Source organism: Porphyrobacter sp. AAP82, assembly GCF_000331285.1.
In the GTDB taxonomy this organism is placed as follows: Bacteria; Pseudomonadota; Alphaproteobacteria; order Sphingomonadales; family Sphingomonadaceae; genus Erythrobacter.
Window position 1 is genome coordinate 43,009 of the sequence record NZ_ANFX01000016.1, and the last position, 26,455, is coordinate 69,463.

Annotated in this window: 24 protein-coding genes; 16 read left to right on the forward strand and 8 right to left on the reverse strand. The window is 67.2% G+C overall.

Translation table 11 applies throughout. From position 1 onward, the window contains the following. The first annotated feature begins 4 nt into the window (after positions 1-4). Together pufL and pufM are read left to right on the forward strand one after the other, a co-directional pair. Complete coding sequence (gene pufL, locus D620_RS0105115; protein ID WP_017664716.1) at positions 5-829, forward strand: photosynthetic reaction center subunit L; 825 nt, start codon at positions 5-7, stop codon at positions 827-829. A gap of 14 nt (positions 830-843) precedes the next feature. Continuing rightward, entirely contained in the window at positions 844-1,815 is a 972-nt protein-coding gene (pufM, locus tag D620_RS0105120; protein ID WP_017664717.1) for a photosynthetic reaction center subunit M, read from the forward strand. A 120-nt stretch (positions 1,816-1,935) separates the two neighbouring features. Here pufM and D620_RS0105125 read toward each other — a convergent pair whose 3' ends face one another. The 7 genes from D620_RS0105125 to D620_RS0105155 form a co-directional block, all read right to left on the reverse strand. Then, positions 1,936-2,190 carry a hypothetical protein gene (locus tag D620_RS0105125; RefSeq protein WP_017664718.1) on the reverse strand — a complete coding sequence of 85 codons (255 nt, stop codon included), beginning with the start codon at positions 2,188-2,190 and terminating at the stop codon, positions 1,936-1,938. Between the two features lie 40 nt (positions 2,191-2,230). After that, on the reverse strand, positions 2,231-2,713 hold the full coding sequence (locus D620_RS0105130) for a TspO/MBR family protein (protein WP_017664719.1): 483 nt from the start codon (positions 2,711-2,713) through the stop codon (positions 2,231-2,233). 61 nt (positions 2,714-2,774) lie between these two features. Beyond that, complete coding sequence (locus D620_RS0105135) at positions 2,775-3,968, reverse strand: geranylgeranyl diphosphate reductase (protein WP_017664720.1); 1,194 nt, start codon at positions 3,966-3,968, stop codon at positions 2,775-2,777. After that, the gene (locus D620_RS0105140) at positions 3,965-5,341 is read right to left on the reverse strand and encodes a BCD family MFS transporter (RefSeq protein WP_017664721.1); all 1,377 of its coding nucleotides are present in this window, start codon (positions 5,339-5,341) and stop codon (positions 3,965-3,967) included. Before D620_RS0105140 ends, D620_RS0105135 begins: the two co-directional genes overlap by 4 nt. Next, a complete protein-coding gene (chlG, locus tag D620_RS0105145; protein ID WP_081596529.1) occupies positions 5,341-6,267 on the reverse strand; it encodes a chlorophyll synthase ChlG in 927 nt (308 codons plus the stop codon). The genes D620_RS0105140 and chlG overlap by 1 nt, the downstream gene beginning before the upstream one ends. 232 nt (positions 6,268-6,499) lie before the next feature. Beyond that, positions 6,500-7,921, reverse strand: coding sequence for a transcriptional regulator PpsR (gene ppsR / locus D620_RS0105150; protein ID WP_017664723.1), 1,422 nt, complete (start codon positions 7,919-7,921; stop codon positions 6,500-6,502). Between the two features lie 11 nt (positions 7,922-7,932). Then, positions 7,933-8,793: a cobalamin B12-binding domain-containing protein gene (locus tag D620_RS0105155; RefSeq protein ID WP_017664724.1), complete on the reverse strand. Its 861-nt coding sequence runs from the start codon at positions 8,791-8,793 to the stop codon at positions 7,933-7,935. Between the two features lie 267 nt (positions 8,794-9,060). On the opposite strand from D620_RS0105155, the gene bchF reads away from it, so the two are divergent. The 14 genes from bchF to hemA all read left to right on the forward strand — a co-directional run bounded on the left by bchF (position 9,061) and on the right by hemA (position 24,740). Then, positions 9,061-9,621: a 2-vinyl bacteriochlorophyllide hydratase gene (gene bchF, locus D620_RS0105160; protein WP_081596530.1), complete on the forward strand. Its 561-nt coding sequence runs from the start codon at positions 9,061-9,063 to the stop codon at positions 9,619-9,621. After that, entirely contained in the window at positions 9,618-10,922 is a 1,305-nt protein-coding gene (locus D620_RS0105165) for a ferredoxin:protochlorophyllide reductase (ATP-dependent) subunit N (RefSeq protein WP_017664726.1), read from the forward strand. The genes bchF and D620_RS0105165 overlap by 4 nt, the downstream gene beginning before the upstream one ends. Before the next feature lie 4 nt (positions 10,923-10,926). After that, positions 10,927-12,501 carry a ferredoxin:protochlorophyllide reductase (ATP-dependent) subunit B gene (gene bchB / locus D620_RS0105170; protein ID WP_017664727.1) on the forward strand — a complete coding sequence of 525 codons (1,575 nt, stop codon included), beginning with the start codon at positions 10,927-10,929 and terminating at the stop codon, positions 12,499-12,501. Further along, entirely contained in the window at positions 12,491-16,132 is a 3,642-nt protein-coding gene (locus D620_RS0105175) for a magnesium chelatase subunit H (protein ID WP_081596531.1), read from the forward strand. Before bchB ends, D620_RS0105175 begins: the two co-directional genes overlap by 11 nt. Before the next feature lie 17 nt (positions 16,133-16,149). Beyond that, positions 16,150-17,046 (forward strand): ferredoxin:protochlorophyllide reductase (ATP-dependent) iron-sulfur ATP-binding protein, encoded by an 897-nt coding sequence (gene bchL, locus D620_RS0105180; RefSeq protein ID WP_017664729.1) that lies wholly within the window; start codon positions 16,150-16,152, stop codon positions 17,044-17,046. Further along, positions 17,046-17,750 (forward strand): magnesium protoporphyrin IX methyltransferase, encoded by a 705-nt coding sequence (gene bchM / locus D620_RS0105185; RefSeq protein WP_017664730.1) that lies wholly within the window; start codon positions 17,046-17,048, stop codon positions 17,748-17,750. Before bchL ends, bchM begins: the two co-directional genes overlap by 1 nt. Further along, the gene (locus D620_RS0105190; protein ID WP_017664731.1) at positions 17,747-19,192 is read left to right on the forward strand and encodes a BCD family MFS transporter; all 1,446 of its coding nucleotides are present in this window, start codon (positions 17,747-17,749) and stop codon (positions 19,190-19,192) included. The genes bchM and D620_RS0105190 overlap by 4 nt, the downstream gene beginning before the upstream one ends. 79 nt (positions 19,193-19,271) lie before the next feature. Continuing rightward, positions 19,272-20,081, forward strand: a complete 810-nt coding sequence (gene puhA / locus D620_RS0105195; protein ID WP_017664732.1) for a photosynthetic reaction center subunit H — start codon at positions 19,272-19,274, stop codon at positions 20,079-20,081. Next, the gene (gene puhB / locus D620_RS15720) at positions 20,072-20,854 is read left to right on the forward strand and encodes a photosynthetic complex putative assembly protein PuhB (RefSeq protein WP_017664733.1); all 783 of its coding nucleotides are present in this window, start codon (positions 20,072-20,074) and stop codon (positions 20,852-20,854) included. The genes puhA and puhB overlap by 10 nt, the downstream gene beginning before the upstream one ends. Next, on the forward strand, positions 20,851-21,339 hold the full coding sequence (gene puhC / locus D620_RS0105205; RefSeq protein WP_017664734.1) for a photosynthetic complex assembly protein PuhC: 489 nt from the start codon (positions 20,851-20,853) through the stop codon (positions 21,337-21,339). Before puhB ends, puhC begins: the two co-directional genes overlap by 4 nt. Next, positions 21,339-21,641, forward strand: a complete 303-nt coding sequence (locus tag D620_RS0105210) for a hypothetical protein (RefSeq protein ID WP_017664735.1) — start codon at positions 21,339-21,341, stop codon at positions 21,639-21,641. The genes puhC and D620_RS0105210 overlap by 1 nt, the downstream gene beginning before the upstream one ends. Then, entirely contained in the window at positions 21,638-22,699 is a 1,062-nt protein-coding gene (gene acsF / locus D620_RS0105215) for a magnesium-protoporphyrin IX monomethyl ester (oxidative) cyclase (protein ID WP_017664736.1), read from the forward strand. The genes D620_RS0105210 and acsF overlap by 4 nt, the downstream gene beginning before the upstream one ends. Next, positions 22,693-23,490: a putative photosynthetic complex assembly protein PuhE gene (puhE, locus tag D620_RS0105220; protein ID WP_017664737.1), complete on the forward strand. Its 798-nt coding sequence runs from the start codon at positions 22,693-22,695 to the stop codon at positions 23,488-23,490. Before acsF ends, puhE begins: the two co-directional genes overlap by 7 nt. A gap of 29 nt (positions 23,491-23,519) precedes the next feature. Then, the gene (gene hemA / locus D620_RS0105225) at positions 23,520-24,740 is read left to right on the forward strand and encodes a 5-aminolevulinate synthase (protein WP_017664738.1); all 1,221 of its coding nucleotides are present in this window, start codon (positions 23,520-23,522) and stop codon (positions 24,738-24,740) included. Positions 24,741-24,841: 101 nt separating this feature from the next. On the opposite strand, the gene D620_RS0105230 is transcribed toward hemA, so the two are convergent. Next, a complete protein-coding gene (locus tag D620_RS0105230; protein ID WP_233991984.1) occupies positions 24,842-26,389 on the reverse strand; it encodes an MFS transporter in 1,548 nt (515 codons plus the stop codon). Between the last annotated feature and the right edge of the window lie 66 nt (positions 26,390-26,455).

Below are 26,455 nucleotides of genomic sequence, written 5' to 3' on the forward strand. Positions count from 1 at the left end.
ACCTATGGCGCTCCTTAGTTTCGAGCGGAAATACCGCGTCCGCGGTGGCACATTGATCGGCGGCGACCTTTTCGACTTCTGGGTCGGGCCGTTTTATGTCGGATTCTTTGGAGTGACGACGGCAATCAGCGCCCTTTTGGGCACCATGCTGATCTTTGCCGCTGCAACCCAGGGGCCGACCCTCAACCCGTGGCTCATTTCGATCAACCCGCCGCCGATCGAATACGGCCTCAGCCTCGCTCCGATGGAGCAGGGCGGTTACTGGCAGATCATCACCTCCTGCGCTGTCGTTGCATTCAGTTCATGGGTGCTGCGGCAAGCGGAAATCTCGCGCAAGCTCGGCATGTCCTACCATGTGCCGATCGCCTTTTCCGTGGCGGTGTTCGCCTATGTCACGCTCAACGTGATCCGTCCCTTGCTGATGGGCGCGTGGGGCAACGGCTTCCCCTACGGCATCTGGACCCACCTCGAATGGGTCTCGAACGTCGGCTACGCCTTCGGCAACTTCCACTACAACCCCGTGCACATGCTCGCGATCACGTTCTTCTTCACGAACTGTCTCGCGCTCGCGCTGCATGGCGGCCTGGTCTTGTCGGCGGTCAACCCGAGCGGGGGCACCGACGTCAAGACGCCCGAATACGAAGACACCTATTTCCGTGACTTCATCGGCTATTCGGTCGGCACGCTCGGCATTCACCGGGTGGGGCTCTTCCTCGCGCTTAACGCCGCGTTCTGGAGCGCCATCTGCATCGTCATCTCCGGCACTCTGTATGTCGGCAGCTGGATCGAATTCTGGGATTTCTGGAAGAAGATCCCGATCTGGTCGTAAGGAGCACCTGAACCATGGCGACTTATCAGAACATCTTCACGCAGGTGCAGGTCAAGGGGCCACCCGAAATGGGTGTCCCGCTTGCTCCCGAGGAAGATATCCGCTTTCCCTACACGGGGTACAACTACTGGATGGGCAAGATCGGGCAGGCCCAGTTCGGGCCCGTCTATCTCGGCTGGACCGGCACGCTCAGCCTCGCCTTCGGCACGCTGGCGATCATGATCATCGGCCTCAACTTCTGGGCGCAGGTGAACTGGAGCCCGCAGGGCTTCATGCGCGAGTTCTTCTGGCTCTCGCTCAACCCTCCGGGGCCGGAATACGGCTTCAGCCCCTTCGTTCCGCTGGAAAAGGGCGGCTGGTGGATCCTTGCCGGCTTCAGCCTGACGGTCTCGATCCTGCTGTGGTGGGTGCGCACCTACACCCGCGCCCGGGCGCTGGGCATGGGGATGCACATTCCCTGGGCCTTCGCCTCGGCGATCTGGCTCTACCTGGTGCTGGGCTTCATCCGCCCGATGCTGCTGGGCCAGTGGTCGGAGGCGGTGCCCTTCGGCATCTTCGAGCACCTCAACTGGACGAACAACTTCTCGCTCACCTACGGGAACCTGTTCTACAACCCGTTCCACGCGCTCTCGATCGTCTTCCTCTACGGGTCGGCGGTGCTGTTCGCGATGCACGGGGCGACGATCCTGGCACTCGGCCGCTACGGCGGGGAGCGCGAGATCGAGCAGATCACCGACCGCGGCACGGCTGCCGAACGCGGCGCGCTGTTCTGGCGCTGGGTGATGGGGTTCAACGCGACCTTCGAATCCATCCACCGCTGGGCCTGGTGGTTCGCGGTGCTGACCACGCTCACGGGTGGGATCGGCATCCTGCTGACCGGCACCGTGGTCGATAACTGGTACCTGTGGGCCCAGGAGCACTACTACGCACCCGATACGATCAACTACGATCCGAGCGGCGCCGCGCAGGCTTCGCAAGGCGGCTGACACATCACCGGAGCGCCGGGCCTCGCGGGGGTCCGGTCCATCCGCAAGAATGCGAAACCCGGCCGGGCGGCAAGCCTGGCCGGGTTTTTCTTATGGGGTCGTGCAAGGGACGCCCGGCGCTCAGTCGTCGAGCCGGGTGAGCAGGTCCATCAGGTGGAGCGGCAGCGAGGCGGCGAGCGGCAGCGCTATCCACCACCACGCAGCCCCGGTCAGCGCCGCCCGCAAGCCCAGCACGATCAGCGCCGCAGGGCCGAGCAGCCCGGCGATCGCGCCCCACCGCCAGCCCCGCGCCATGCGCAGCCACGCCGCTTCGATTGCGAGCACGCCGAAGATCACATCGGCCGCCAGGCCGCCGGCGAAGAAGGCCTCGATCATGGCGCCAGCCTCCCTTCCTTTCGCACGCCTCTTGCCGGCTTCAGCAGAACGGCGCGTTGAGCTCGACCACCGCGCGGTTGAGCGCCGCGGCAAAGCTCACCCATGCCAGATAGGGCACCAGCAGCAGCGCGGCGGCGCGCGAGAAGCGGCCGCAAAAGAGGATCATCGCCAGGATCGAGAGCCACAGCACCGTCACCTCGTAGAAGGCCCAGTCGGGCCGCTGGAGGCGGAAGAACAGGATCGACCAGCTGATGTTGAGAAAACCGTTCAGGGCAAACAGCGCGATCACCCATTCGGCCTCAGCCGAGGTGCGCGCCGCGCGCCAGGCGGTGACGCCGGCCATGGTGATCAGCGCATAGATCAGCGTCCAGCCCATCGGAAAGGCCTGATCGGGCGGGTTCCACGCGGGCTTGGCGAGGCCCTGATACCACGGCCCCAGATCCGTCACCGTCGCGCCCAGCGCCGCCACGCACAGCGCGGCAATGGTCGCCACGATAACCGGGATGACGAGGGTCGGCTTCATAGCGAGAGGTCTAGGGCGCATCGCGGCCTCCTGCAACCGGTCCGCCCGCTCTTACCCCGCGTCAATGCGCCGGGCTGAGGCCGAGCAGGTGGGCGGTGTCCTTGAGGAAGATCTTGACGTGGGCCATGGGCTTGGCGCGCACCAGCTGCTTGTGCATGTAGGCCTGCCAGGTCAGCTCCTGCACGTCCTTGTCGTCGCACATGGTGACGAAGCGTTCGCGGCGCTTGTCGGAGGAATACCAGAAATACTGCATCACCCCGAGCACCCAGAACACCCGCCCGTGCTCCTTCATGAAGCGCTTGCGGGCCGTCCGCAGCTGCCCGGCCTCGCCGGTCTTGAGGAAGGCCGCAGCCGCCTCGCCGACCATGCGTCCGCCGACCATCGCGTAATAGATCCCCTCGCCCGAAGCCGGGGCGACGATCCCGGCGGCATCGCCGGCGACGATCACGTCGGCGCCATTGTCCCAGCGCTTCAGCGGCTTCAGCGGGATCGGCGCGCCTTCGCGCCGCACCGTCTCGCAGCGATCAAGGCCGAGATCGTCGCGGATCGTGGCGATCGCGCCGCGCAAGCTGAAGCCCTTGTTGGCGCTCCCCACGCCGATGCTCGCGGTCTCGCCGTGCGGGAAGACCCAGGCGTAGAAATCCGGCGAGAGGCGGCCCTGGTAATAGACATCGCAGCGCGAGGCATCGAACTGTTCGGTGTTGGCCCGCGGCGACTTGATGATCTCGTGATAGGCGAAGACGCACGGAATGCGTTCGGCGCCGACGAGGCATTGCTTGGCGACCGCCGAGCGCGCGCCGTCCGCGCCGATCACCACGCGGGCGCGCACGCTCTCGATCGGCCCTCCGCGGCTGCGGCGGAAGGTGACGAGCGGGTGGCGCTCGCCGTCGCGCTCGATCTTCTCGAAGGTGGCGGTCAGGCGTTCGGCGCCCGAAAGCCGCGCCCGCTCGCGCAGCCACTCGTCGAACTCCTCGCGGTCGACCATGCCCACGTAACCGATCTCGCCCACCGGCATGTCGACCGCGCGGCCCGAAGGCGCGATCATGCGGGCCGAACGCGCCTTGGCGACCAGCAGGCCTTGCGGAATGTCGAAATCGGCGAGCAGGCGCGGCGGCACCGCGCCGCCGCAGGGCTTGATCCGCCCCCCGCGCTCGATCAGCAGCACCGAATGACCGGCCAGCGCCAGATCGGTCGCAGCGGTCGCGCCCGAGGGCCCACCGCCGATCACCACCGCGTCATAGATAGTGTGGTTCATGCGAACTGCTCCCTCTTTCCTTGCGCTGCGCTGGCCCGGATCGCGCCTGCGCCCGTTGCCTTGACCGCGAGCAGACCCGCCCAGACGAAGGCCGCTGCCTCCACCGCAAACACCAGCTGGAAGGCCGCGCCGACCTCGCCCAGAGCAGCGCGCGCCAGATCGAGCCCGACCGCGCCGAGCAGGCCGCCGAGTCCGAAGGCGATCGCCTGGCTGGCGCCCCACACGCCCATGCGCACGCCCTCGCGCGTGGTCTCGCCGGCGCCGGCCAGGCCCATCATCGAGCCGATCGCCGCGACCGCGAAGACCCCGTTGCCGAAGCCCAGTACGAAAAGGTTGAGCGCGAAGGGCCACGGCGGCCCGCTGATCGCCGCGAGCCCGAGCGCACCGAGCGCCGCGCCCGAAGCAAGGCAGCCGCCTACCACCCAGGGGCGCAGGGACCCGGCCGAGCGCGCCGAGAAGGCGCTCCCGCCCACCCCGGCAACGATCATGCCGATCAGGATCCCGCCCTGGTGGAACTGGCCGACGGTCCTGGTCGAATCCCCCGGCGCCATCCCGAAGACGAGGCCCGCAAAGGGCTCGAGGATCAGGTCCTGCATCGAAAAGGCGATCATCGAGACGAAGATGAAGATCGTGAAGCGCCGCGCGGCCGGCTCGCGCCAGATCTCGGCCAGCGCCGCGCGCAAGTCGGGGGCGGGCGCGTCGTCCTGGGCGTCACGGAAATGGCCCGCCTGCTTCTCGAGCCGGAAGGTCGCCAGGACGGTCACCGCAATCATCACCGCGGCAAGACCGCCTGCGACCTCGACCAGCCGCCCGGGGCTGTAGGGCTTCAGGAGCGTGCCGACCGTGATCGCCGAGGCGACGATGCCGCCGACCATCATGATCCACGTCACCGCGGCGGCGGCCGCGCGGCGCTGCGGGGCAACGCCGCTCGCCAGCAGCGCCAGCGCCGAGGTTCCGCCCGCGCCCACCCCTGCGCCGATCAGCGCATAAGCAACAACGGCGAGTGCGAAGGCGGGCGCGAAGTTGCTTTCCATCAAGAGCGTCGCCTGCGTCGCCAGCATGCCGCCGGCGGCGAGCACCACCAGCCCGCCGATGATCCACAGCGTGCGGCTGCCGCCCCCATTGACCGCAGATTTGTCCGAGGCATGGCCCCACAGCGGGCGGCACAGCTGCACCGCATAATGCCAGGCGACCAGCCCTGCCGGGATCGCCGCGGCGAGCTCCAGTTCGACCACCATGATGCGGTTGAGCACCGTCGTCGCCAGCATCACCAGCGCGCCGATCGCGGCCTGCACCAGCCCGATGCGGATGATCGCCAGCCAGCCGAAGCCCTGCTTCGCCGTCACCGCGGGCGAGGCGAGCGGGGCGTGCATCAGATGTGCCCTCCCAGGCCCAGCGCCGCTGCCAGCATCCCGAGCACATAAAGCGTGACACCCACGCCATTATACCATGGCGCATACTTTGCCGGGTCGCGCAGCAGGCGCGGCATAGCGGCGATCTGCGCGGCAAGCACGAAGGTCACCGCCGCAGCGGAGATCGCGTGGCCCCACACGGCAAGCAGCGCGATGACGACCACCTGCGCTGCCGCCATGGTGACACAGGCCAGCCGCGCGGCGCTGCTCACGCCAAGCACCACGGGAAGCGAGGTGAGCCCGGTCTGCCGGTCACCCTCGACCGCCTTGAAGTCGTTCAAGACCATGATCCCGTGCGCGCCGAGCGAATAGAGCACCATCACCGCGATCACGCGGGCAGAGGGCATCGCGCCGAGCATCACGGCCGCGCCGGTGAACCACGAGAGGCCCTCATAGGTCAGCCCGCACACCAGTGGCCCCAGCCAGCCATTCGCCTTGAAGCGCAGCGGCGGGGCGGAGTAGGCCCAGGCAAAGGCAAGGCCCACGAGGCCGGCGACGAACACGATCGGGCCGAGCAACCAGGCGACACTCGCCGAGATCAGGCTCGCGATGATTGCGATATAGAGCCCCCAGCGGCCCGGGATGCGGCCGGAGGGGATCGGTCGGTGGGGTTCGTTGATGGCATCGACGTGGCGGTCGAACCAGTCATTGACCGCCTGCGAGGTGCCGCACACCAGCGGTCCTGCCAGCAGCACGCCGCCCGCGACGAACCACCAGCGCCCATCCAGCCCCGTGCCCGCAGAGACCGCGCCGCACAAGAAGGCCCACATCGGCGGGAACCAGGTGATGGGTTTGAGCAATTCGAGCACATCGCGGGCGCGCGGCGTGCCGGTCCGGCGGCGGGCCGGGGTGGGCACGGTGCGAGTCGAAGGTACCGAGTGCTCCATGTTGTAAGGCTATGCCTGACAAAGGTAAGCGTCAAATTCTTTTGACACTATGAATCCGCCAAAGCCCGATTTTCGCGTTCAAAATCGTCAACACGGATGATCAATGTCACTTCGGGACATGTCAGGCAGCTTGACACACGGGCAATCAGAGAGCCTCGCAGCAGGGGCGGGACGATTGTGCGATGCCGCAGATGAGCGTGAAGCCGGGCGCGTCGGGCCCGGATCTGCGGGGCTACTCGCCGTCGCCGGCCAGATTGCCGAGCCCGTAGCGATGGAGCTTGGAATAGAGGCTTTGGCGCGAAAGGCCGAGGATTTCGGCGGCCGAGGCGCGGTTGTCCGAGGTGTAGCTCAGCGCCGCCTCGATGCACAGGCGCTCGATCAGATCGGTGCTCTCGCGCACGATGTCCTTGAGGCTCATCCGGCCGACAAGCTCGGTCAGCTGCTCGACCGAACGCGGCAGGTCTTGCGAGCCAGGCGGCAAATCGCGCAGCCGGCGGCCCACGGGGCGGATCACGAAGGCATAATAGCCATCCTCGCCCGAGGTGCGAACGGCCGACAATTCAACCGGTTCGCCTTCGATATCATGGCCAACACGCAGCACCGTGGCGACATTGCGCGCCGCGCCATGCTGGTCGATCTGGCCCTCGATCAGGTCGAGATCGATCCCCGGCCGGCCGATCGATTCCGAAAGGTGCCGCCCGCGCAGCTGGTCGACGCTCGCGGCCTGGAGCATCTCGACAAAGGCGGCATTGGCGGTGACGATCTCGAGATTGCTGTCCGCGACCACGAAAGCGTCGGGCATCTGGTCGACAAGCGCGAGAACGGGGGAAAACTCGCCTGCGGGGCGATCGGTCGCGGGGACCAGCCGCACCAGCAGGAACTGGCCGCGATCCTGGGTAAAGCCGTTGATGCTTGCCATGACCTCGCGCTGGCCGCGGGCGATGCGGATGCGCGCGGGGCTCACCGTGTCGGAGACCAGCGCCGCGCCGACGAGCGATTGCAGGGCCTCCTGCGCGCTCTTGTCGATGAAGGTCGCCAGCTTCTTGCCCGGCAGCCCGCCGGGGCGTGCGCCGACCAGCGCATGGGCCGAAGGGTTCGCCTCGCGGATCCGCAGCGTGCCCGCCTCGACGATCATCACCGGCTCGGTCGAACGCTCGAACAGCATGCGGTAGCGCGCCTCGAGCTGACGCATCCTGAGATAGTCGCGCTCGAGCGATTGCTGGACCTGAAGCAGGCGCTGCTGGAGCTTGCCCGCTTCGCGCAGGTCGCGGCCGAAGGCGATGCGGTGCTCGCCCCCGTTGACGCTGAGCACGGCATAGCGGATCGGCACGTCACCATCGCGCGAGGGGTGGTTCACCTGCCGCCAGTGCTGCACCTCGCCGCGCCGGGCGGCAGCAAGCATCTCCATGATCTTGGGGCGGGATTCGTCGGTGACGGTCTCGATCCAGTTGGTCCCGACCATGCCCGCAAAGCCCGGGAACTCGCGCGGATCGAAGGCCGCATCGAGGATCGTGCCGGTATCGTCGAGCACCAGGGTGATATCGCCCGCGACCATCGCCAGCTTCATCGCCGCATCGGCATCGAGCGTGTTGAACAGCTCGGCCGCCTTCCCGAACGGGTGCTTGCCTTCGATCGAGTGTTTGCGGGTGAGCATCTGGTCCGAACCTACCCGAGGTTCAGATCACGGGCAGCAGCAGTCTTCACCAGGCCATTCGCAAGCTCGAGCGCGGCAAGCGCGTCTGCCCCTGTGCCGTCGGCCCCAACTTCCATCACCATTCCGGGATTCTCGTTGATCATTCGTCCGCCGACAAGCACGATGATGTGGGGATTGGCGGACACGTTGCGCACCGCCTTGATGAGATTGCTTAAAGCGGCGCTAGGGCAATCGCGGGCGAGCGTCAATCCTAGCAGGTCGAAGGGCTGGCGGGCGAGGCGATCGAGCAGTTCGCGGCGTTCGGGCTTGACCAGCGCCTCGCTGCGCCAGCCGCCGCGGGCGAAGACCTCATCCAGCATCAACGTGCCGAAATTGTGGTGATCGCCCGGCATCGGCGAGAACAGCGCGGAAAACGGGAGCGCAAGGCCCGCAAGATCCACCGGCGAGCGCACCGCGACTTCCCGCATCACTTCCTGAAGACGCCACAAACCCATTGTGACATCGAGAAAATCGCACTCGTCATGTTCCCACATCTCGCCCAGCTTGCGGGCGGCGGGGGCAAGCAGATCGAGGCAGATGGTCTCGACGCTTGCGCCCTTGGCGATGAAGGCGTCGACCTCTTCGAGGAGGCTGGCAGCCTCGAGCCGGAGCGGGAGTTCGGCAAAGCGCGAGGCTTCGTCCGGGGCGATCGCGCGCAGCCGGCGCGGGCGGGCGGGGGCTGCGGTGGCGGAATGGGCCATCAACAGGCGCGGGATGATCTCGCTCTCGATGATGGTGTTGACGGTTTCGATCTGGTCGACCTGCCCCGTTGCCCGGCGTCGCACCGCTTCGAGCGGGGCTGCGATGACCCCGCGCAAGCCGGCGCCGAACATCCCTGATGCCTTGGACTCTCCCATACGTCAGACCCTCCCAGGTCGTGCGGACGAACCTTCCGCAGGAGGTAGTGACCGCCCCTCCAGGCGGCCCAGGCTCTGATCCCGAAAAGCCAGCGACTCCTATCTACGCCTTTTTCCGCAGGCTGGCAAACGACCTTACCCATGATAGGCGAGTCGTCAACAGAACTGAACGTCCAATTCAGTTGACACATAGGTTGGAAAGCGTAAATCTCCGAGTCTGAGAGAAAAGGCTAACGCAACATAATGACTCGGACGGATCAGGCATCCCCGGTCGAACCTGGAACCCCGGTGAAAGCCACGGTGAAGGGGGCGGGCCACGAGAGGAACAGCGCCCGCGCGCTCTACACCGCGGAAGAGCGGCAGCGTCGCGATGCATCGGTCTGGACGATCGTGCAGGGCGTCCTTGCGCCGGTCCAGTTTCTCGTCTTCCTCGTCAGCCTCGGCCTTGTCCTGCGCGCGCTGGCAACGGGCGAAGGCGCCTGGGCGGCGGACCTCTCGATCGTGGTCAAGACCCTCGTGCTCTACACCATCATGATCACCGGCTCGATCTGGGAAAAGGTGGTGTTCGGCAAATGGCTGTTCGCCCCCGCCTTTTTCTGGGAAGACGTGTTCTCGATGCTCGTGCTGGCCTTGCACAGCCTCTACCTCGTGATGCTGTTTGCCGGGATCGGCACGGTGGAGCAGCGCCTGCTGGTCGCGCTTGCGGGTTACTGCGCCTATGTCGTCAACGCGGGCCAGTTCCTGTGGAAGCTGCGCATGGCGCGGGCCGAAGGCGGTGCAGGCGCACAGGCGGTGCCGGCATGAGCGCGGCGGCGATCCTCGATGGCTGCGCGGCCGAGCTGGCCCGCCCGGCGGTGGAAGCCCAGCGCCCCATTCTGCGCGAACGCGGACAAAGGGAAGTGTTCTGCGGGCTGACCGGCATCATCTGGCTGCACCGCAAGATGCAGGACGCCTTCTTCCTCGTGGTCGGCTCGCGCACCTGCGCGCACCTCCTCCAGTCGGCGGCAGGCGTGATGATCTTTGCCGAGCCGCGCTTTGCCACCGCCATCATGGAAGAGCGCGATCTTGCCGGCATGGTCGATGCGCAGGACGAGCTCGACCGGGTGGTCAACCGCCTGCTCGAACGCCGCCCCGACATCAAGACGCTGTTCCTCGTCGGCTCGTGCCCCTCGGAAGTCATCAAGCTCGACCTCGCCAAGGCCGCCCAGCGTTTGGGCGCGGTGCACATGCCGCGGGTGCGCATCCTCAACTATTCGGGCAGCGGGATCGAGACGACCTTCACGCAAGGCGAGGACGCCTGCCTTGCCGCGCTGGTGCCGGTGATGCCTGCGCTTCCCGCCGGCAGTCCGGCCGAACTGCTGATCATCGGCAGCCTTCCCGATATCGTCGAGGACCAGTTCCTGCGGCTCTTCGCCGATCTCGGCATGACCCGCGTGGGCTGCCTGCCCGCCCGCAATGCCCGCGCGCTTCCCGCCGTGGGTCCCGACACCCGCTACCTCCTGGCCCAGCCATTCCTCGGCGAGACGGCGATGGCATTGGAAGGGCGCGGAGCCAGGCGGATCGAAGCGCTGTTTCCCTTCGGGGTCGAAGGCACCTCGGACTGGCTGCGCGCCGCCGCTGCCGCCTTCGGTGTCGATCCCGCGCTGACCGAGCAGGTGCTCGCCCCGGGCCGCGAGCGCGCGCGCATCGCGCTTGCGAAGCTGCGCCCCCAGCTCGAAGGCAAGCGGATCACGTTCCTGCCGGATTCGCAGCTCGAAGTCCCCCTCGCCCGCTATCTACAGGACGAGCTCGGCATGGAGCTGGTCGAGGTCGGTACGCCCTACTTGCACCGCGCGCACCTCGCCCGCGAGCTGGAAAGCTTCGGCCCCGATGTGCGCCTGTCCGAAGGCCAGCATGTCGAGCGCCAGCTTGACCGCGTGCGCGCCGACCGGCCCGACATCACGGTCTGCGGGCTCGGCCTTGCCAACCCGCTCGAGGGCGAGGGGCTGACCACCAAGTGGGCGATCGAACTCGTCTTCTCGCCGATCCACGGCTTCGACCAGGCCGCCGATCTCGCCGAACTCTTTGCCCGTCCCTTGCGGCGGCGCGATCTGCTGGAGGTCTAGGCCCATGCAGCTCGCCGTCTGGACCTATGAAGGCCCCCCGCATGTCGGCGCGATGCGCGTGGCAACCGCGATGGAGCAACTCCACTACGTGCTTCACGCGCCGCAGGGCGATACCTATGCGGACCTCCTGTTTACGATGATCGAACGGCGCGGCAAGCGCCCGCCGGTCACCTATACCACCTTCGAGGCGCGCGACCTCGGCAAGGACACCGCGCAGATTTTCCAGGACGCCGCGAGGGAAGCCGTCACCCGCTTCAACCCCCAGGCGATCATCGTCGGCGCGTCCTGCACCGCCGAGCTGATCCAGGACGATCCGGCGGGCCTTGCCGAAGCGATGGGCCTGCCGATCCCGGCGATCCCGCTCGAACTGCCGAGCTACCAGCGCAAGGAAAACTGGGGCGCGGCCGAGACCTTCTACCAGATCGTGCGGCACCTTGCCGACACCACGGTGACGCGTGCCCCGCGTGAAGGCCGCAAGGCCCGCGCCAATATCCTCGGCCCCTGCGCGCTTGGCTTCCGCCACCGCGACGATCTGGTCGAGATCAGGAAGATTCTCTGCCTGCTGGATGTCGAGATCAACCTCGTCGCCCCGCTGGGCGCCACCCCGCAGGACATCGCGAGGATCGGCCATGCCGACTTCAACATCGTCCTCTACCCTGAAATCGCAGATGAGGCCGCCCGCTGGCTTGAGCGCACTTTCGCTCAACCCTGTGTGCGGACCATCCCTATCGGCGTGGGAGCAACTCGCTCTTTCATTGCCGACGTCGCCGAGCTGGCAGGTGCAGATCCCACGCCTGCCCTCGGCGACACCTCTTCCCGGCTCCCGTGGTGGAGCCGATCCGTCGATTCGACCTACCTCACGGGCAAGCGCGTCTTCATCTTCGGCGATGCGACCCACGCGGTCGCCGCCGCCCGGATCGCGCGCGAGGAGCTGGGCTTCGAGGTGTGTGGCCTCGGCTGCTACAACCGCGAATTCGCCCGCGAGATCAGGGCCGAGGCCGCGGCTTGCGGGGTCGAGCCGCTGATCACCGACGATCACCTCGCGGTCGAGGACGCGATTGCCGCTGCCTGCCCGGAACTGGTGCTCGGCACGCAGATGGAACGGCACATCGCCAAGCGCTTCGGCCTGCCCTGCGCGGTCATCTCCGCGCCGGTCCACGTGCAGGATTTCCCCGCGCGCCACTCGCCCCAGATGGGCTTCGAGGGCGCGAACGTGATCTTCGACACCTGGGTCCACCCGCTGGTGATGGGGCTGGAGGAACACCTCCTCACCATGTTCCGCGAGGATTTCGAGTTCTCCGACGAGGCAGGCGCATCGCACCACGCTGCGCATAGCCCGCGCAAGGCGCCGGTGGCCGATGCAGTTTCCGAGGCCCCGGTCGCGGATATCCCCGCGCCCGCCATGGCGGACGAACCCGGCTCTCTGTGGACCGCCGAGGCCGAGCGCGAGCTGAAAAAAATCCCCTTCTTCGTGCGCGGCAAGGCGCGCCGCAACACCGAGAATTTCGCCGCTGCCGAAGGGCGCCGCCAGATCGATCTCGAAACGCTCTACGATGCCAAGGCGCATTATGCACGGTAGTGTGCCCTCCGCTTCCTCGGTGAACCCGCAGGCCCCCGTCAGGGTGGTGATCGTCACGCTCGACAATCACCTCAAAGGCGCGGTCGACCGGGCCGAGGCGGCGCTGGCCAGGGAAGGTATCGACCTCAGCCTGCACGCCGCGAGCGAGTGGGGCAGCAATGCCGGCGACCTCGCAGCGGTCAGATCCGCCATCGCCAGCGCCGACATCGTCATCGCCACGATGCTGTTCCTCGACGATCACATCCGCATGGTCCTCCCCGATCTCGAAGCGCGGCGCGAGGATTGCGACGCGATGGTCTGCCTGATGAGCGCGGGCGAGGTGGTGCGCCTCACCAAGATGGGCGGCTACCGGATGGACGCGCCGGCCAAGGGGCCGCTCGCCCTGCTCAAGCGGCTGCGTGGTTCCTCGGGCAAGGACGGCAAGCCCAATTCGGGCGCAGGGCAGATGAAGATGCTGCGCCGCCTGCCCAAGATCCTGCGCTTCATTCCCGGCACCGCGCAGGACGTGCGCGCCTATTTCCTCACCCTGCAATACTGGCTCGCGGGCTCGGACGAGAACGTGGTGGCGATGGTGCGCGCGCTGATCGACCGTTATGCGGCCGGCGCGCGGATGTATCGCCGCGGCATCACCAAGGCCGACGCCCCGCTCGAATATCCCGAGACCGGGGTGTATCATCCGGCGACGCAGCAACGCATCTCGGAAAGCCTGCGCCTGCTGCCTGCAAGCAAGGGCCGCGAGGGCACCGTGGGCCTGATCCTGCTGCGCTCCTACCTCCTTGGCCGCGACTGCGCGCATTATGACGGCGCGATTGCCGCTTTCGAGGCAGCGGGCCTCAAGGTCGTTCCGGTCTTCGCCGCAGGCCTCGACGCGCGCCCGGCGATCGAGAAATTCTTCCTCGGCCCCGATGGCCGCCCGACGGTCGATGCGATCGTCAACCTCACCGGCTTCAGCCTGGTCGGCGGCCCCGCCTATTCCGACGCACAGGCGGCGCGCGCAATGCTGGGCGGGCTCGACCTGCCCTATCTTGCCGCCCACGCGATCGAGTTCCAGACCATCGAGGACTGGGCGCACCGTCCGCAGGGGCTGCTGCCGCTCGAATCCACCATGATGGTCGCCCTTCCCGAGCTTGACGGCTCGACTGTCCCGCACGTGTTTGGCGGACGCGCGGGACAGTCGGGGACAGGCTGTTCTGGCTGCGAGCGGCGCTGTCCGCGCCCGCAATCGCACGAGGCGCGGCCGATGCAGGCCTGCCCCGAACGTGCCGAGGCGCTCGCCGCCAAGACGCTGAAGCTGATCCGCCTGCGCCGCGCCGAGCGTGCGAGCCGCAAGCTCGCCATCGTCGTCTTCAACTTCCCGCCCAATGCCGGCGCGACCGGCACGGCGGCCTTCATGGCGGTGCACGAAAGCCTCTACGCCACCCTCGGGCGCCTCGCGGCCGAGGGCTACCAGGTCGAAGTCCCCGAAAGCCTCGATGCGATGCGCGTGAGCCTGCTCGAAGGCAACCGCGAGCGGTTCGGCAGCGACGCCAATGTCGCCCACCGCATCCCTGCCGACGAACACGTCCGGCGCGAGCCGCACCTTGCCGAGATCGAGGCTGCCTGGGGCCCGGCGCCCGGCAAGCAGCTTGCGGACGGCGGGCATATCCTCGTTCAGGGCGCGCACTTCGGGAACGTTTTCGTCGGCGTCCAGCCGGGCTTCGGCTACGAGGGCGATCCGATGCGGCTGCTGTTCGAGGGCACTTTCGCGCCGACCCACGCCTTCAGTGCCTTCTACCGCTTCATCCGAGAGGATTTCGGCGCCCATGCCGTGCTGCATTTCGGCACCCACGGCGCGCTCGAATTCATGCCCGGCAAGCAGGCGGGGATGAGCGGCAAGTGCTGGCCCGACCGCCTGATCGGCGACACGCCCAATTTCTACCTCTACGCCGCCAACAACCCGTCCGAAGGGATGCTGGCCAAGCGCCGCTCGGGCGCGACGCTCATCAGCTACCTCACCCCGCCGCTGGCGCAGGCCGGGCTCTACAAGGGCCTCGGCGAGCTGAAGGCGAGTGTCGAGCGCTGGCGGGCCACGATTGACGATGCCGACCATGCCGGCGAGCGCGCTGATCTGGCCGCATTGATCGCCGACCAGTGCGCTGGGCTCGACATCACCTATGCCGAGATCGGCGAGCTTCCCGCGCGGCTCTACGAGATGGAGCAGGCGCTGATCCCGCACGGCCTTCATGTCTTCGGCCGCAACCCTTCGGGCGCGGAGCGCGAGGACGTGCTCGACGCGATGATGGAAGCGGGCAGCCACGATGGCCCGACGCCTGACCGCGCACGCCTTGCTGCAAGGCTTGATTCCTCGGACGAGATGGCCGCGCTGATCCACGCATTGGATGGCGGCTACGTTGCGCCCGCCCCCGGCGGCGATGTGGTGGTGAACCCCGATGTGCTGCCTACCGGGCGCAACATCCACGGCTTCGACCCCTTCCTCATCCCCTCGCCCTTCGCCTGCCGGATGGGCAGCGAGCAGGCCGAAGAGCTGATCGCGCGCCATGTCAACGGCGGCCAGCCCTTCCCCGAAAGCATCGCGATGGTGTTGTGGGGCACCGACAACATGAAGTCCGAAGGCGTCCAGATCGCGCAGGCGATGACGCTGATGGGCGCGCGCCCGCGCCGCGACACCTATGGTCGCCTCGCGGGCGCGGAGCTGATCCCGCTCGCAGAGCTCGGCCGCCCGCGGATCGATGTGGTGGTGACGCTTTCGGGCATCTTCCGCGACCTGCTGCCGATGCAGACCAAAATGCTCGCCGAAGCCGCCTTGCTGGCAAGCCGCGCGCTGGAGCCCGAGGAAGCGAACTTCATCCGCAAGCACACCCTCATTGCGATGGACAAGCACGGCTGCGATCTCGAAACGGCGGCGCTGCGGGTCTTCTCCAATGCCGAAGGGGCCTACGGCGCCAACGTCAACCAGATGATCGAGGGCGGTGTCTGGGCCGATCCCGACGAACTGGCCAATGCCTTCGAGAGCAACAAGGGCTTTGCCTATGGTGTCTCGGGCAAGCCGGTGCAGCAGCGCGAACTGCTCCAGAGCGCGCTGGGCACGGTCGATTTCACCTACCAGAACCTCGAGAGCATCGAGCTCGGCATCAACGATGTCGACCAGTATGTCGATGGCCTGGGCGGCGTGACCCGTTCGGTCGCGCGGGCCAAGGGCGCCGAAACGCCGGTCTACATCCTCGATGCGACCCGCGGCAGCACCAAGGTGCGCACGCTTTCCGAACAGATCGACCTCGAGGCGCGCACCCGCACCCTCAATCCCAAGTGGTTCGAGGGCCTGCTCGAACACGGCTATGAAGGCGTGCGCCAGATCGAAGGACACGTGACCAGCACGCTGGGCTGGTCGGCCACCACCGGCCAGGTCGCGCCGTGGGTCTACCAGAAAATTTCCGAGACCTTCGTGCTCGATGCCGAAATGCGCCGGCGGTTGTCGCAGCTCAATCCCAAGAGTGCCGGGCGCGTGGCTGGGCGACTGCTCGAAGCCTGCGACCGCAATCTGTGGGCCCCTGACGAAGCGACGCTTGCCGCCTTGCGCGAAGCCAATGACGAGCTGGAGGACCGCCTCGAAGGCGTGTTCCCGGCTGAATGACCAAGGGATAGACCAAGATGAACCTGCACAACCCCCGCTCTGCCTTCACCCCGCCCGATGGCGAAGGCTCGGTGCAGGTCGCGCTCGACCCGGCCGACAAGATCAAGGGCGCCAAGGTCTTTGCGGTCTATGGCAAGGGCGGGATCGGCAAATCGACCACCTCGTCGAACCTGTCGGCGGCCTTCTCGAAGCTCGGCCACCGCGTGCTCCAGATCGGCTGCGATCCCAAGCATGATTCGACCTTCACCCTCACCAAGAAGCTGATGCCGACGGTGATCGACGTGCTCGAGACGGTCGAATTCCATGCCGAGGAACTGCGGCCCGAGGACTACATGTTCGAAGGCTATAACGGCGTGATGTGCGTCGAGGCCGGCGGGCCTCCGGCGGGCACCGGCTGCGGCGGCTATGTCGTGGGCCAGACGGTCAAACTCTTGAAACAGCACCACCTTCTCGAAGAGACCGATGTGGTGATCTTCGACGTGCTGGGCGATGTGGTGTGCGGCGGGTTTGCCGCACCCTTGCAGCATGCCGAACGCGCGCTGGTGGTGGCCGCCAATGATTTCGACAGCATCTTCGCAATGAACCGCATTGTCGCGGCGATCGGCGCCAAGTCCAAGAACTACGATGTGCGCCTTGCAGGCGTCGTCGCCAACCGCAGCCGCGAGACCGACGAGATCGACCGCTTCTGCGACAAGATCGGGATGCAGCGCCTCGCCCACTTCAAGGATGTCGATGCGATCCGCCGCTCGCGCCTCAAGAAATGCACCTTGTTCGAGATGGGCGATGATCCCGAGGTGATCGCGGCGCAGGACGAGTATCTGCGCCTTGCCGCGATGCTGTGGGCCGGCGTCGATCCCTCCACGGCCCAACCGATGAAGGACCGCGACATCTTCGATTTCCTGGGGTTCGAGTGATGGCGACCCGCAACCCTTCCGAATATGACGACCGCCGCGAGGCGCTGGCGACCTATTTCGACAGCACTGCGCGTCAGGCGTGGATCGACCTCACCTCGGACACCAAGGTCTCGGGCATCCGCGCCACGGTGCGCGCGGGGCGCGATGCGATGCGCAGCCTCCTGATGGGCTGGCTGCCGACCGACCTGAGGCGCACGCGTCTCCTCGATGCGGGCTGCGGCACGGGCTCGCTCGCGGTCGCGGCGGCCTGCCGCGGCGCGGAAGTGACCGGCATCGATATCGCCGCCGGCCTCGTCGAAGTCGCCCGCCAGCGCACGCCGTCATTCATCGGCCACGGACGGATTCATTGGCGTTCGGGCGACATGCTCGATCCCGAGCTCGGCACCTTTGCCCATGTGGTCGCGATGGATTCGCTGATCCATTACGAGCCCGAGGATCTGGTCGCCGCCCTCGCCAAGCTGGCGCAGCGCACCACCGGCTCGATCCTCTTCACCTTCGCCCCGCGCACCACGCTGCTCGCCGCGATGCACACGGTCGGCAAGGCCTTCCCCAAGTCCGACCGTTCGCCCGCCATCGTGCCGGTGGCCGAAGGCGAGCTGCGCGAGCGGCTGGCGCGCCTCAATGGCTGGAGCATCGGCCGCAGCCAGCGCATCTCGTCCGGATTCTATACCTCGCAGGCGCTGGAACTGGTGCGGCACGGATGAACCGCCCCGCTCGCCCCGATGCTCCGCAGAGCTTTGCCGAACTGCTGTTCCGGCTGCTGCCCTTTGCGGACGCGGCGAGTGTCGATCTGCCCCTGCCGCGCCTGTTGCGCCTGTCGCTGTTCCAGTTCAGCGTCGGCATGGCGACGGTGCTTTTGAACGGCACATTGAACCGCGTGATGGTGGTCGAGCTCGGCACGCCGACCTGGCTGGTCGCGCTGCTGATCGCGGTGCCGCTGCTCGCAGCGCCGTTCCGCGCGCTGATCGGCCACAAGTCCGACACCCACCGCTCGGTGCTCGGCTGGCGGCGGGTACCCTATATCTGGTTCGGCTCGCTGATGCAGTTCGGCGGCCTGGCGATCATGCCCTTCGCGCTGCTGTTGCTGAAGGGCGAGGAGAACTTCACGCTCGGCATGGTCGCGGCGGCGGCAGCCTTCCTGCTGACCGGCGTGGGCTTCCACACCACCCAGACCGCAGGTCTCGCGCTGGTCGCCGACCTTGCGCCCGAAGACAAGCGGCCGCGCGCGGTGGCGCTGCATTACGTGATGCTGCTGGTCGGCATGATGTTCTCGGCCTTCGTGATCGGCGGCGTGCTGGCGGATTTCTCGAACACCAAGCTGGTGCAGGTGATCCAGGGCTGCGCCGTGCTGACGGTCATCCTCAACACCGTCGCGATCTGGAAACAGGAAGCGCGCAACCCGCGCTTGACCAAGGGCCTCCAGCCCGGCGCACCCACCTTTTCGCAGCTGTGGCACGATTTCGTGAAGAGCGGGCGCAATGCCCGCCTGCTGACCGCGATCGGGATCGGCGCGGCGGGATTTGCGATGCAGGACGCGCTGCTCGAACCCTATGGCGGCGAGATTCTCGGCCTGTCGGTCGGGGCGACCACCGGGCTGACCGGCGCATGGGCGCTGGGATCGCTGCTGGGCTTCATGCTGTCGGGCCGGGCGCTGGCGCGCGGGTGGGACCCGCTGCGGCTGGCGGGCGCTGGCCTCGTGGTCGGGATCAACGCCTTCCTCGTCGTGCTCTTCGCCGGGCCCTTCGCTGCGCCGCTGATGCTTTATGCCGGCGCGCTCGGGATCGGGGTCGGGCTGGGGCTGTTTTCGGTCGGCACGCTGATGGAGGCGATGAACATCGCCGATGGCGAGACCGCCGGCCTTGCGCTGGGCGCATGGGGCGCGGTGCAGGCGACCTGCGCAGGCCTCGGCATTGCGGTCGGCGGGCTCCTGCGCGACGCGGTCGCCGCGCTTGTGCAAAGCCACGATGCCGCCGCCACGATGGCGATGCGGGCCACCGGCTATGGCACTGTCTACATTCTCGAAATCGCGCTGCTCCTGGCCGGCCTTGCCGCCATCGGGCCCCTTGTGGGCTACCAGCGCCAACCTGCCTCGGGGGAAGGGGATCCCCTCGCGCGGCCGTTCGGACTTGCGGAGTTTCCGACATGAATACCCGTGCCCGCCTGACAATCCCGTCCCTTTGCCCCGGCTTCGCCTCAGCCGGGCTCTTCCATGAGAGGAATATGAAATGAATGCTGCCTATATCGTCGGCACCTTCGATGTTGCCGAACTCGCCTTCCTGCTGTTCTTCGGCTTCTTCGTTGCGCTGGTCTTCTATCTCAACAAGGAAAGCCGCCGCGAGGGCTACCCGCTCGAAGACGAGGTGACCGGCACGGTCGAGCCCGACACCCGCCTGTTCGATGGCGCCAAGAAGAGCTTCCCGCTCCCCCATGGCCGCGGCACCTATGTGCCCGAGGACGTCGCGCGCGACGATGTGAACGTGCCTGCGGTCCAGGCCTTCCGCGCCGGCGGCGCGCCCTGGGTCCCGACCGGGGATGCCATGGCCGACGGCATGGGCCCGGCTGCCTTCGCCAACCGCGCGAAGTATCCCGATCTCACCTTCGACGGCCGCCCGCGCATCGTGCCGATCGCGCAGAGCCACGAGCTGGCGATCGCCCCCAATGATCCGCAGCTCGTCGGCTACCCCGTGGTCGCAGCCGATGGCGTCACCGTCGGCACGGTCACCGACATCTGGGTCGACCAGGCCGAGCACATGGTCCGCTATCTCGAAGTCGAGACGACCGGCGGCAAGAAGGTGCTCGCGCCGATGAACGTCGCGGTGGTCCACGGCAACAGCCTGCTTGCCAAGATCCTGCCGACCACCAGCGACGAGAAGCAATTCGTCGAGATCGACGCGATCACCGCCGCGCAGTTCGACGGCGTTCCCGCGCTCGAGACCGCCGGCACGATCACCCGCTACGAGGAAGATCGCATCCAGGCCTATTTCGGCGGGGGCTACATGTATGCGACGCCGGAAAGGTCGGAAGCATGGATCTGACAGCTGAGGCAAAGGTGACGGCAGCAGCGCGGGCAGCGGCGGAAACGCCGCTGCCCGCCGGCGGCTTCGATCACTCGGCGCTCGAAAATGACGGCCCCAAGGCCTTCGGTGACCGCATGGGCACCCCGCAGAGCGACGAGCGGGTGCTGTGGAAGGGCCGTCCGCAGCTCGGCCTGCTGGCGCGCACCGCGTTCCATGGCCGCAGCGCCGGCGCCTATATGGCAGCGCTGGTGGTGGTCGCCCTGGTGCTGGGCCGCAATGATGCCGCGATCGTCGCGGCGCTGCTTGGGGTGGCGCTCGCCGCGATCCTGCACCTGCTCGCCTGGGCGAGTGCGCGCTCGACGCTCTACATCCTCACCGACCAGCGCCTCATCATGCGCATCGGCATCGCGATCGAGACGCGGGTGAATATTCCGCTGAAGCAGATCACCGCCGCGCATCTCGCGGTGCTGACCAAAGACGGCCACGGCGATATCGCCTTCGAACTGGCCGGCGAACGCCTGCTCGGCACGCTGCTGCTGTGGCCGCATGTGCGCCCCTGGCACTATGCCATGCCGCAGCCGATGCTGCGCTCGGTGCCCGATGCCGCAGCGCTCGCGCAGATGATCGCCGAGGCCCGCGCACGGTTCGGCGCGATCGAACGCAATTTGAGCGAGATCAAGGAAGCCGCTCCCGCCGGCGGGCAGACCGCAGGCGCGGGCATGCCCGTGCCCCCGCGCCTTGCCCCGGTCATGGCCCGCGGCGAGCCGGGTCTGGAAGGAGCCCCCGCATGATCGTTCGCGAATACGAGAAGGACGAGATCACCGTCCACCGCGCACCGCTGATCCTGATGGGCGGGATCATCGCCATCTCGCTGGTGCTGACCGCATCCGTGACGCTGGGCTTCGTGCCCAAGCAGTCGGTCCCCGCCGAAGCGCGCGCTGCCGCCGGGATCGGCGCGGCGCAGGTGCGCAGTCTCAAGTTCTTCGACGAGCCCGACGGCACCGTGCGTGTCGAGGACGGCGCCAGCCGCGAAGTGCTCGCCCGCTTCGGCGAGGGCGAAGGCGGCTTCATCCGCGCCACCGTGCGCAGCCTCGTCCACCAGCGCCGCATCCGCAATATCGGCCCCGAGGTCGCCTTCACTCTCACCGAATGGGAGAACGGCAATCTCACCCTCGCCGATCCGGTGACGGGCCGCAGCGTCGAGGTCAGCTCGTTCGGGCCGGACAACCGCGCGGTCTACCAGAACCTGCTGCCGGCCAAGGGGGGCGCCCGCTGATGGCGCTCGCCTTCCTCACCTCGGAGAGCTTCGAGACCCCCTGCACGATCACGGTCGAGCAGAGTTCGGAAGCCTTCCACGCCCATGTCGAACTCGCCGAGACCATCGCGATCGAGCCGGGCGACAAGGTCCGCGTCCACGGCGCACCGATCCAGATCCCGTTCGGCACCCGGCAGGTGTTCGAACGCCGCGCCACGGTGACCCGCGCCAGCCCGCTGATGCGCGCCCTCACACGGGCGGCGGCCTATTTCGATCTCGCCGAACTCTACGAAGTCAGCTTCAACGCCGGGAGGATCAAATGAACGCCTACAAGCCGATGACCAGCGAAGAGGCGATGGCGCTGGCGACGCAGGACACGATGCTGACCCCGCGCTTCTACACCACCGATTTCGAGGCGCTCGACGCGATCGACGTCTCGCCCGTGCGGGCTGAATGGGACCAGCTGATTGCCGACATGGTGGGCGATCCCAACAAGCTCCACTTCAAGCACACCGACGCCTTCAAGGGCGTGATCGAGGGGCTGGAGCCGTCGCTCAGGCAGGAATTCACCGATTTCCTCGTCAGCTCGATGACGAGCGAGTTTTCGGGCTGCGTACTCTATGCCGAAATCGCCCGGCGCACCAGGAACCCCGACGTCAAGCAGCTGTTCCGCCTGCTCGCCCGCGACGAGAGCCGCCATGCCGGTTTCATCAACGAAAGCCTCAAGGATGCCGGCATCGGCGTCGATCTGGGCTATCTGACGAAGACCAAGAAATACACCTACTTCAAGCCCAAGTTCATCTTCTACGCGGTCTATCTGTCGGAGAAGATCGGCTACGCGCGCTACATCACCATCTTCCGGCACCTGGCGCGCAACCCGCAATACAGGTTCCATCCGATCTTCGACTGGTTCGAGGAATGGTGCAACGACGAGTTCCGCCATGGCGAGGCCTTCGCCATGCTGCTGCGCGCGGACCCCAAGCTGCTCGAAGGCGCCAACAAGCTGTGGGTGCGCTTCTTCCTGCTGTCGGTCTACGCGACGATGTATGTGCGCGATCACAACCGCCCGGTGTTCCACGCCGCATTGGGCGTCGATCCGACCGAGTATGACTACAAGGTCTTCGCGATCACCAACCAGATCGCCCGCCAGGTCTTCCCGGTCGAGCTCGACATCGATCATCCCGCTTTCCGCCGCCAGATGGAGAAACTGCGCCTTGCCGCCGAGCGCATCGAGGATGGCAAGGCGAAGGGCGGCATCGGCGGGATGCTGGCGCGCGCCTCGGGCATGGCGGGCGCGGGCCTCGCCTTTGCCCGCATGTATCTGATGTCGCCCAAGCCCAACGCGCTCCCCCGTTCGATCCGGCTGCAACCGGCATGGTGAGCTGGAGCGGCCATGTTGTGCCGTTCATGGTGACGGTGGCGATCTGGTTTGTCGCGACCGGGCTGATTGCCTGGGCCGACAACCGTGAACGCGCCACCTTCTTGCGCTCATTGCTGGTGGGGAGCGTGGCGGGGATTGCCGGGCTGCTGGTGATCCTCCTCTCCTCGCTCTCGGTCGAGGTGTGGGCGGTGTATCTGTCCTTCATTGGCGCGCTGATGGTTTGGGGGTGGCACGAACTCTCCTTTCTGACCGGAGCCTCCGCCGGCCCGCGCCGCGGCCCCGCCGACCCCTCGCTCACCGGCCTCGCCCGCTTCCGCCAGGCCGCCGCAACCGTGATGCACCACGAGGTCGCGCTGGCGGTGACGGCGCTGCTGCTGATCTCGCTCTCGTGGGACGTCCCCAACCAGATCGGCGCGACGGTGTTCGTGCTGATGTTCGGGATGCGGCTGATCTCGAAGATAAACCTCTTCGTCGGCGTGCCCAACTCGACCTCCGAGATGCTCCCCGACCAGCTTGCCTACCTCAAGACCTATTTCGGCCCCAACCGGCCCACACTGCTGCTTGCCGCCTCGCTCGCGGGGATCGCGGCGGTGACGGCGTGGTTCGCGCAAGTCGCGCTCGCCGCACCCGTGGGCAGCGCCGCGATGGTGGGCGCGAGCCTGCTGACCACGCTCGCGCTGCTGGGCGTGCTCGAACACCTGTTTCTCGCCCTCCCATTCCGTGACGGGATGCTGTGGGGCTGGGCCATGCCGAACAAGCGCCGCGCCGCGGCTGCGACACAACGAGATTGACGACAATGACGACGACAGAGGGAATGCGCATGGATTTCGAAGCCTTTTTCGCAGGCGAGCTGGACGCCGTGCGCGCCGATGGCCGCTACCGGGTGTTCACCGACATCAAGCGCCATCGCGGCCGCTTCCCCCACGCCACCCGCTTCGTCGAGAACGAGACGCAGGCAGTGACCGTGTGGTGCTCGAACGATTATCTCGGCATGGGCCAGCACCCCGCGGTGCTCGAAGCGATGCACCACTGCCTCGACGAATGCGGCGCGGGCGCGGGCGGCACGCGCAACATCTCGGGCACCAACCACTACCATGTGGAACTCGAAGCCGAACTCGCCGACCTCCACGGCAAGGAAGCCGCGCTGCTGTTCACCTCCGGCTACGTCTCGAACTGGGCGGGCCTCGGCACGCTGGCAAGCAAGATCCCGGGCTGCGTCGTGTTCTCGGACGCCTTGAACCACGCCTCGATGATCGAAGGCATCCGCCACTCCCGCGCGCCCTACAAGGTGTTCCGCCACAATGATGCGGCGCACCTTGACGAGCTGCTGTCGATGTATGGCCCCGAAGTCCCCAAGCTGGTCGCCTTCGAAAGCGTCTATTCGATGGACGGCGACATCGCCCCCATCGCCGACATCCTCGACGTGTGCGAGAAGCACGGCGCGATGAGCTATATCGACGAAGTCCACGCCGTCGGCCTCTACGGCCCGCGCGGCGGCGGGGTGGCCGAACGCGAAGGCCTGATGGACCGCATCACCGTGATCGAAGGCACGCTCGGCAAGGCTTACGGCGTGATGGGCGGCTATATCGCGGCTTCGACCAACCTCGTCGATTTCGTGAGGAGCTTTGCCAGCGGCTTCATCTTCTCGACCGCCCTGCCCCCCGCCATCGCGGCAGGCGCAGCGGCGAGCATCCGCCACCTGAAAACCTCAAGCGCCGAGCGCGAGCTTCAGCAGAAGCGCGTGGCGCAAGTCCGCCGCGCGCTCGACATCATGGGCATCCCGCACTTGGACAACCCGAGCCATATCATCCCGGTGATGGTCGGCGACGCCAAGAAGTGCAAGATGATCAGCGACTGGCTGATGGACAACCACGGCATCTATGTGCAGCCGATCAACTATCCGACCGTCCCTGTCGGCACCGAGCGTCTGCGCGTCACGCCCTCGCCGGTGCATTCGGATGGCGACATCGACCGGCTGATCAAGGCGCTGTCCGAGATCTGGTCGCATTGCGAACTGGCGCGGATGGAACAGGCCGCCTGAGCCTTCCCGACTGCCAGGATTACCGGCTCTCCCTTGGACGGGAGTGAGGGCGGCCGCCTTTGGGGGAAGGCGGCTGCCCTCTTTGCTTGGGCGACGCGGCGCTACCGCGCTTCCAGCTCGCGCAGACTGCGGCCTTGCGTTTCGCGGCCGAACCACGCGATCAGGCTGGCCGAGACCACCGTCGGCACCAGCAGCGTGACCGCCGCGCCCACCAGCGTCGGCGCAAAGCCCGCGAGCGCGGCGACCTGCACCGCGACCCCGCCGAACTTGCTGCTCCCGGCCACAAGCCCGGTTGCCCGCCCCCGTGTGCCGAGGGGATAATTCTCCGCCGTATAGGGCAGCAGCACCGCGATCGTGCCGTTGGTGCCGACAATCAGCACCGCGATGACCGCGACCAGCAGCGGCTCCCAGCTCAGCACCGCAGGCGGCAAAAGCGCACCCACGAGGCCGATGACGGTGAGGCCGACGGTGCCCACCAGCGTCCACTTGCTGCTGCGCCGCGCGTAGAAATAGGCGGCGAGCAGGATCGTGGGCAGGGCCAGCAGCGAGGATTTGGCGAGGATCCCGCTCGCCACCGCGGCGCTGTAGCCGCGCGCCTGGAGATCGGAGGGCAGCCACAGCAGCAGCCCGAAATTGACGAAGCTCCAGCACAGCGCGGTCGTCACCAGCGCGGCGGTGATGCGGCTGTGATCGGCCGCGGCGGGTGCGTCGGTGGGGGCGGATGGCGCCCGCGGCTTGGGCACCAAGCCGAAGCGCTGCTGCATCCGCGCGAGTTCCGCCAAGCGGCCGCGTTCGGCGAGGAAGCGCGGTGTCTCGGGAATGAAGCGGGCCAAGGCGAGCAGCAGCAGCCCGCTTGGGAAGCCCTGGAGCCACAGCGCACGCCAGCCGTAGACCGGTTCGAGCACATAGGCCGCGCCGCTCGCTGCGAGGTAGCCGCCCACCAGACCCGTGCCGCCGACCAGCACCAGCACCCAGCTGCGATGGCGCGGCGGCATGACTTCGGCAAGCAGCGTGTAGATCACCGGCAGCATTCCTCCGGCAGACACGCCCATCAGGAAGCACATCACAAGGTTCCACACGAAGGCCGGCATCGCGCCGCAAATCGCGGTCGAGACGAACAGGATGGTCGAAAGCAGGATCGAGACCCGCCGGCCATAGACATCGGCAAGCCAGCCCCACAGGAACGAGCCGACCGTCGTGCCGGTCAGCGCGACCAGCGGCAGCAGCGCGGCCTCGGTCTTGGCGATCCCGTATTCAGCGGAAAGCCCCGGCAATACGAAGCCGAGCGTCGCGGGCTTCATCACGTCGATCACGAGGCCGAGCGTCAGCACCAGCAGGGTTGCCGCGTGCCAGCGGCCGAGCGGCGTGCTGTCGGGCGCCTCGTAGTCGGTCTCCGCAGGGTCGCCGTGCTGGCCACGCCCCTTGGGCAGCGCACCGAAGCAGGCAAGCGGCACGCCCGCCGCGATCAGCGCCATGCCCAGCCACATGCCGCCATCCATCGGCATGCCGTTGAGATGGTTGCCCATGGAATGGGCCATCGCCAGCATCGGCAAATGCAGCAACACGCCCGCGCTGATCGCCGCGCACCCCGCCCAGAAGAACGCCGCGCGCTCCCCGATGATCGATATCCGTTCCGCTGCTGTCATCATGGCCGAGGCCTAGGGAGAACCTTTCGTACAGGCAAGCTACGCCGGCAGGGCGACTGCCGTGCTTGC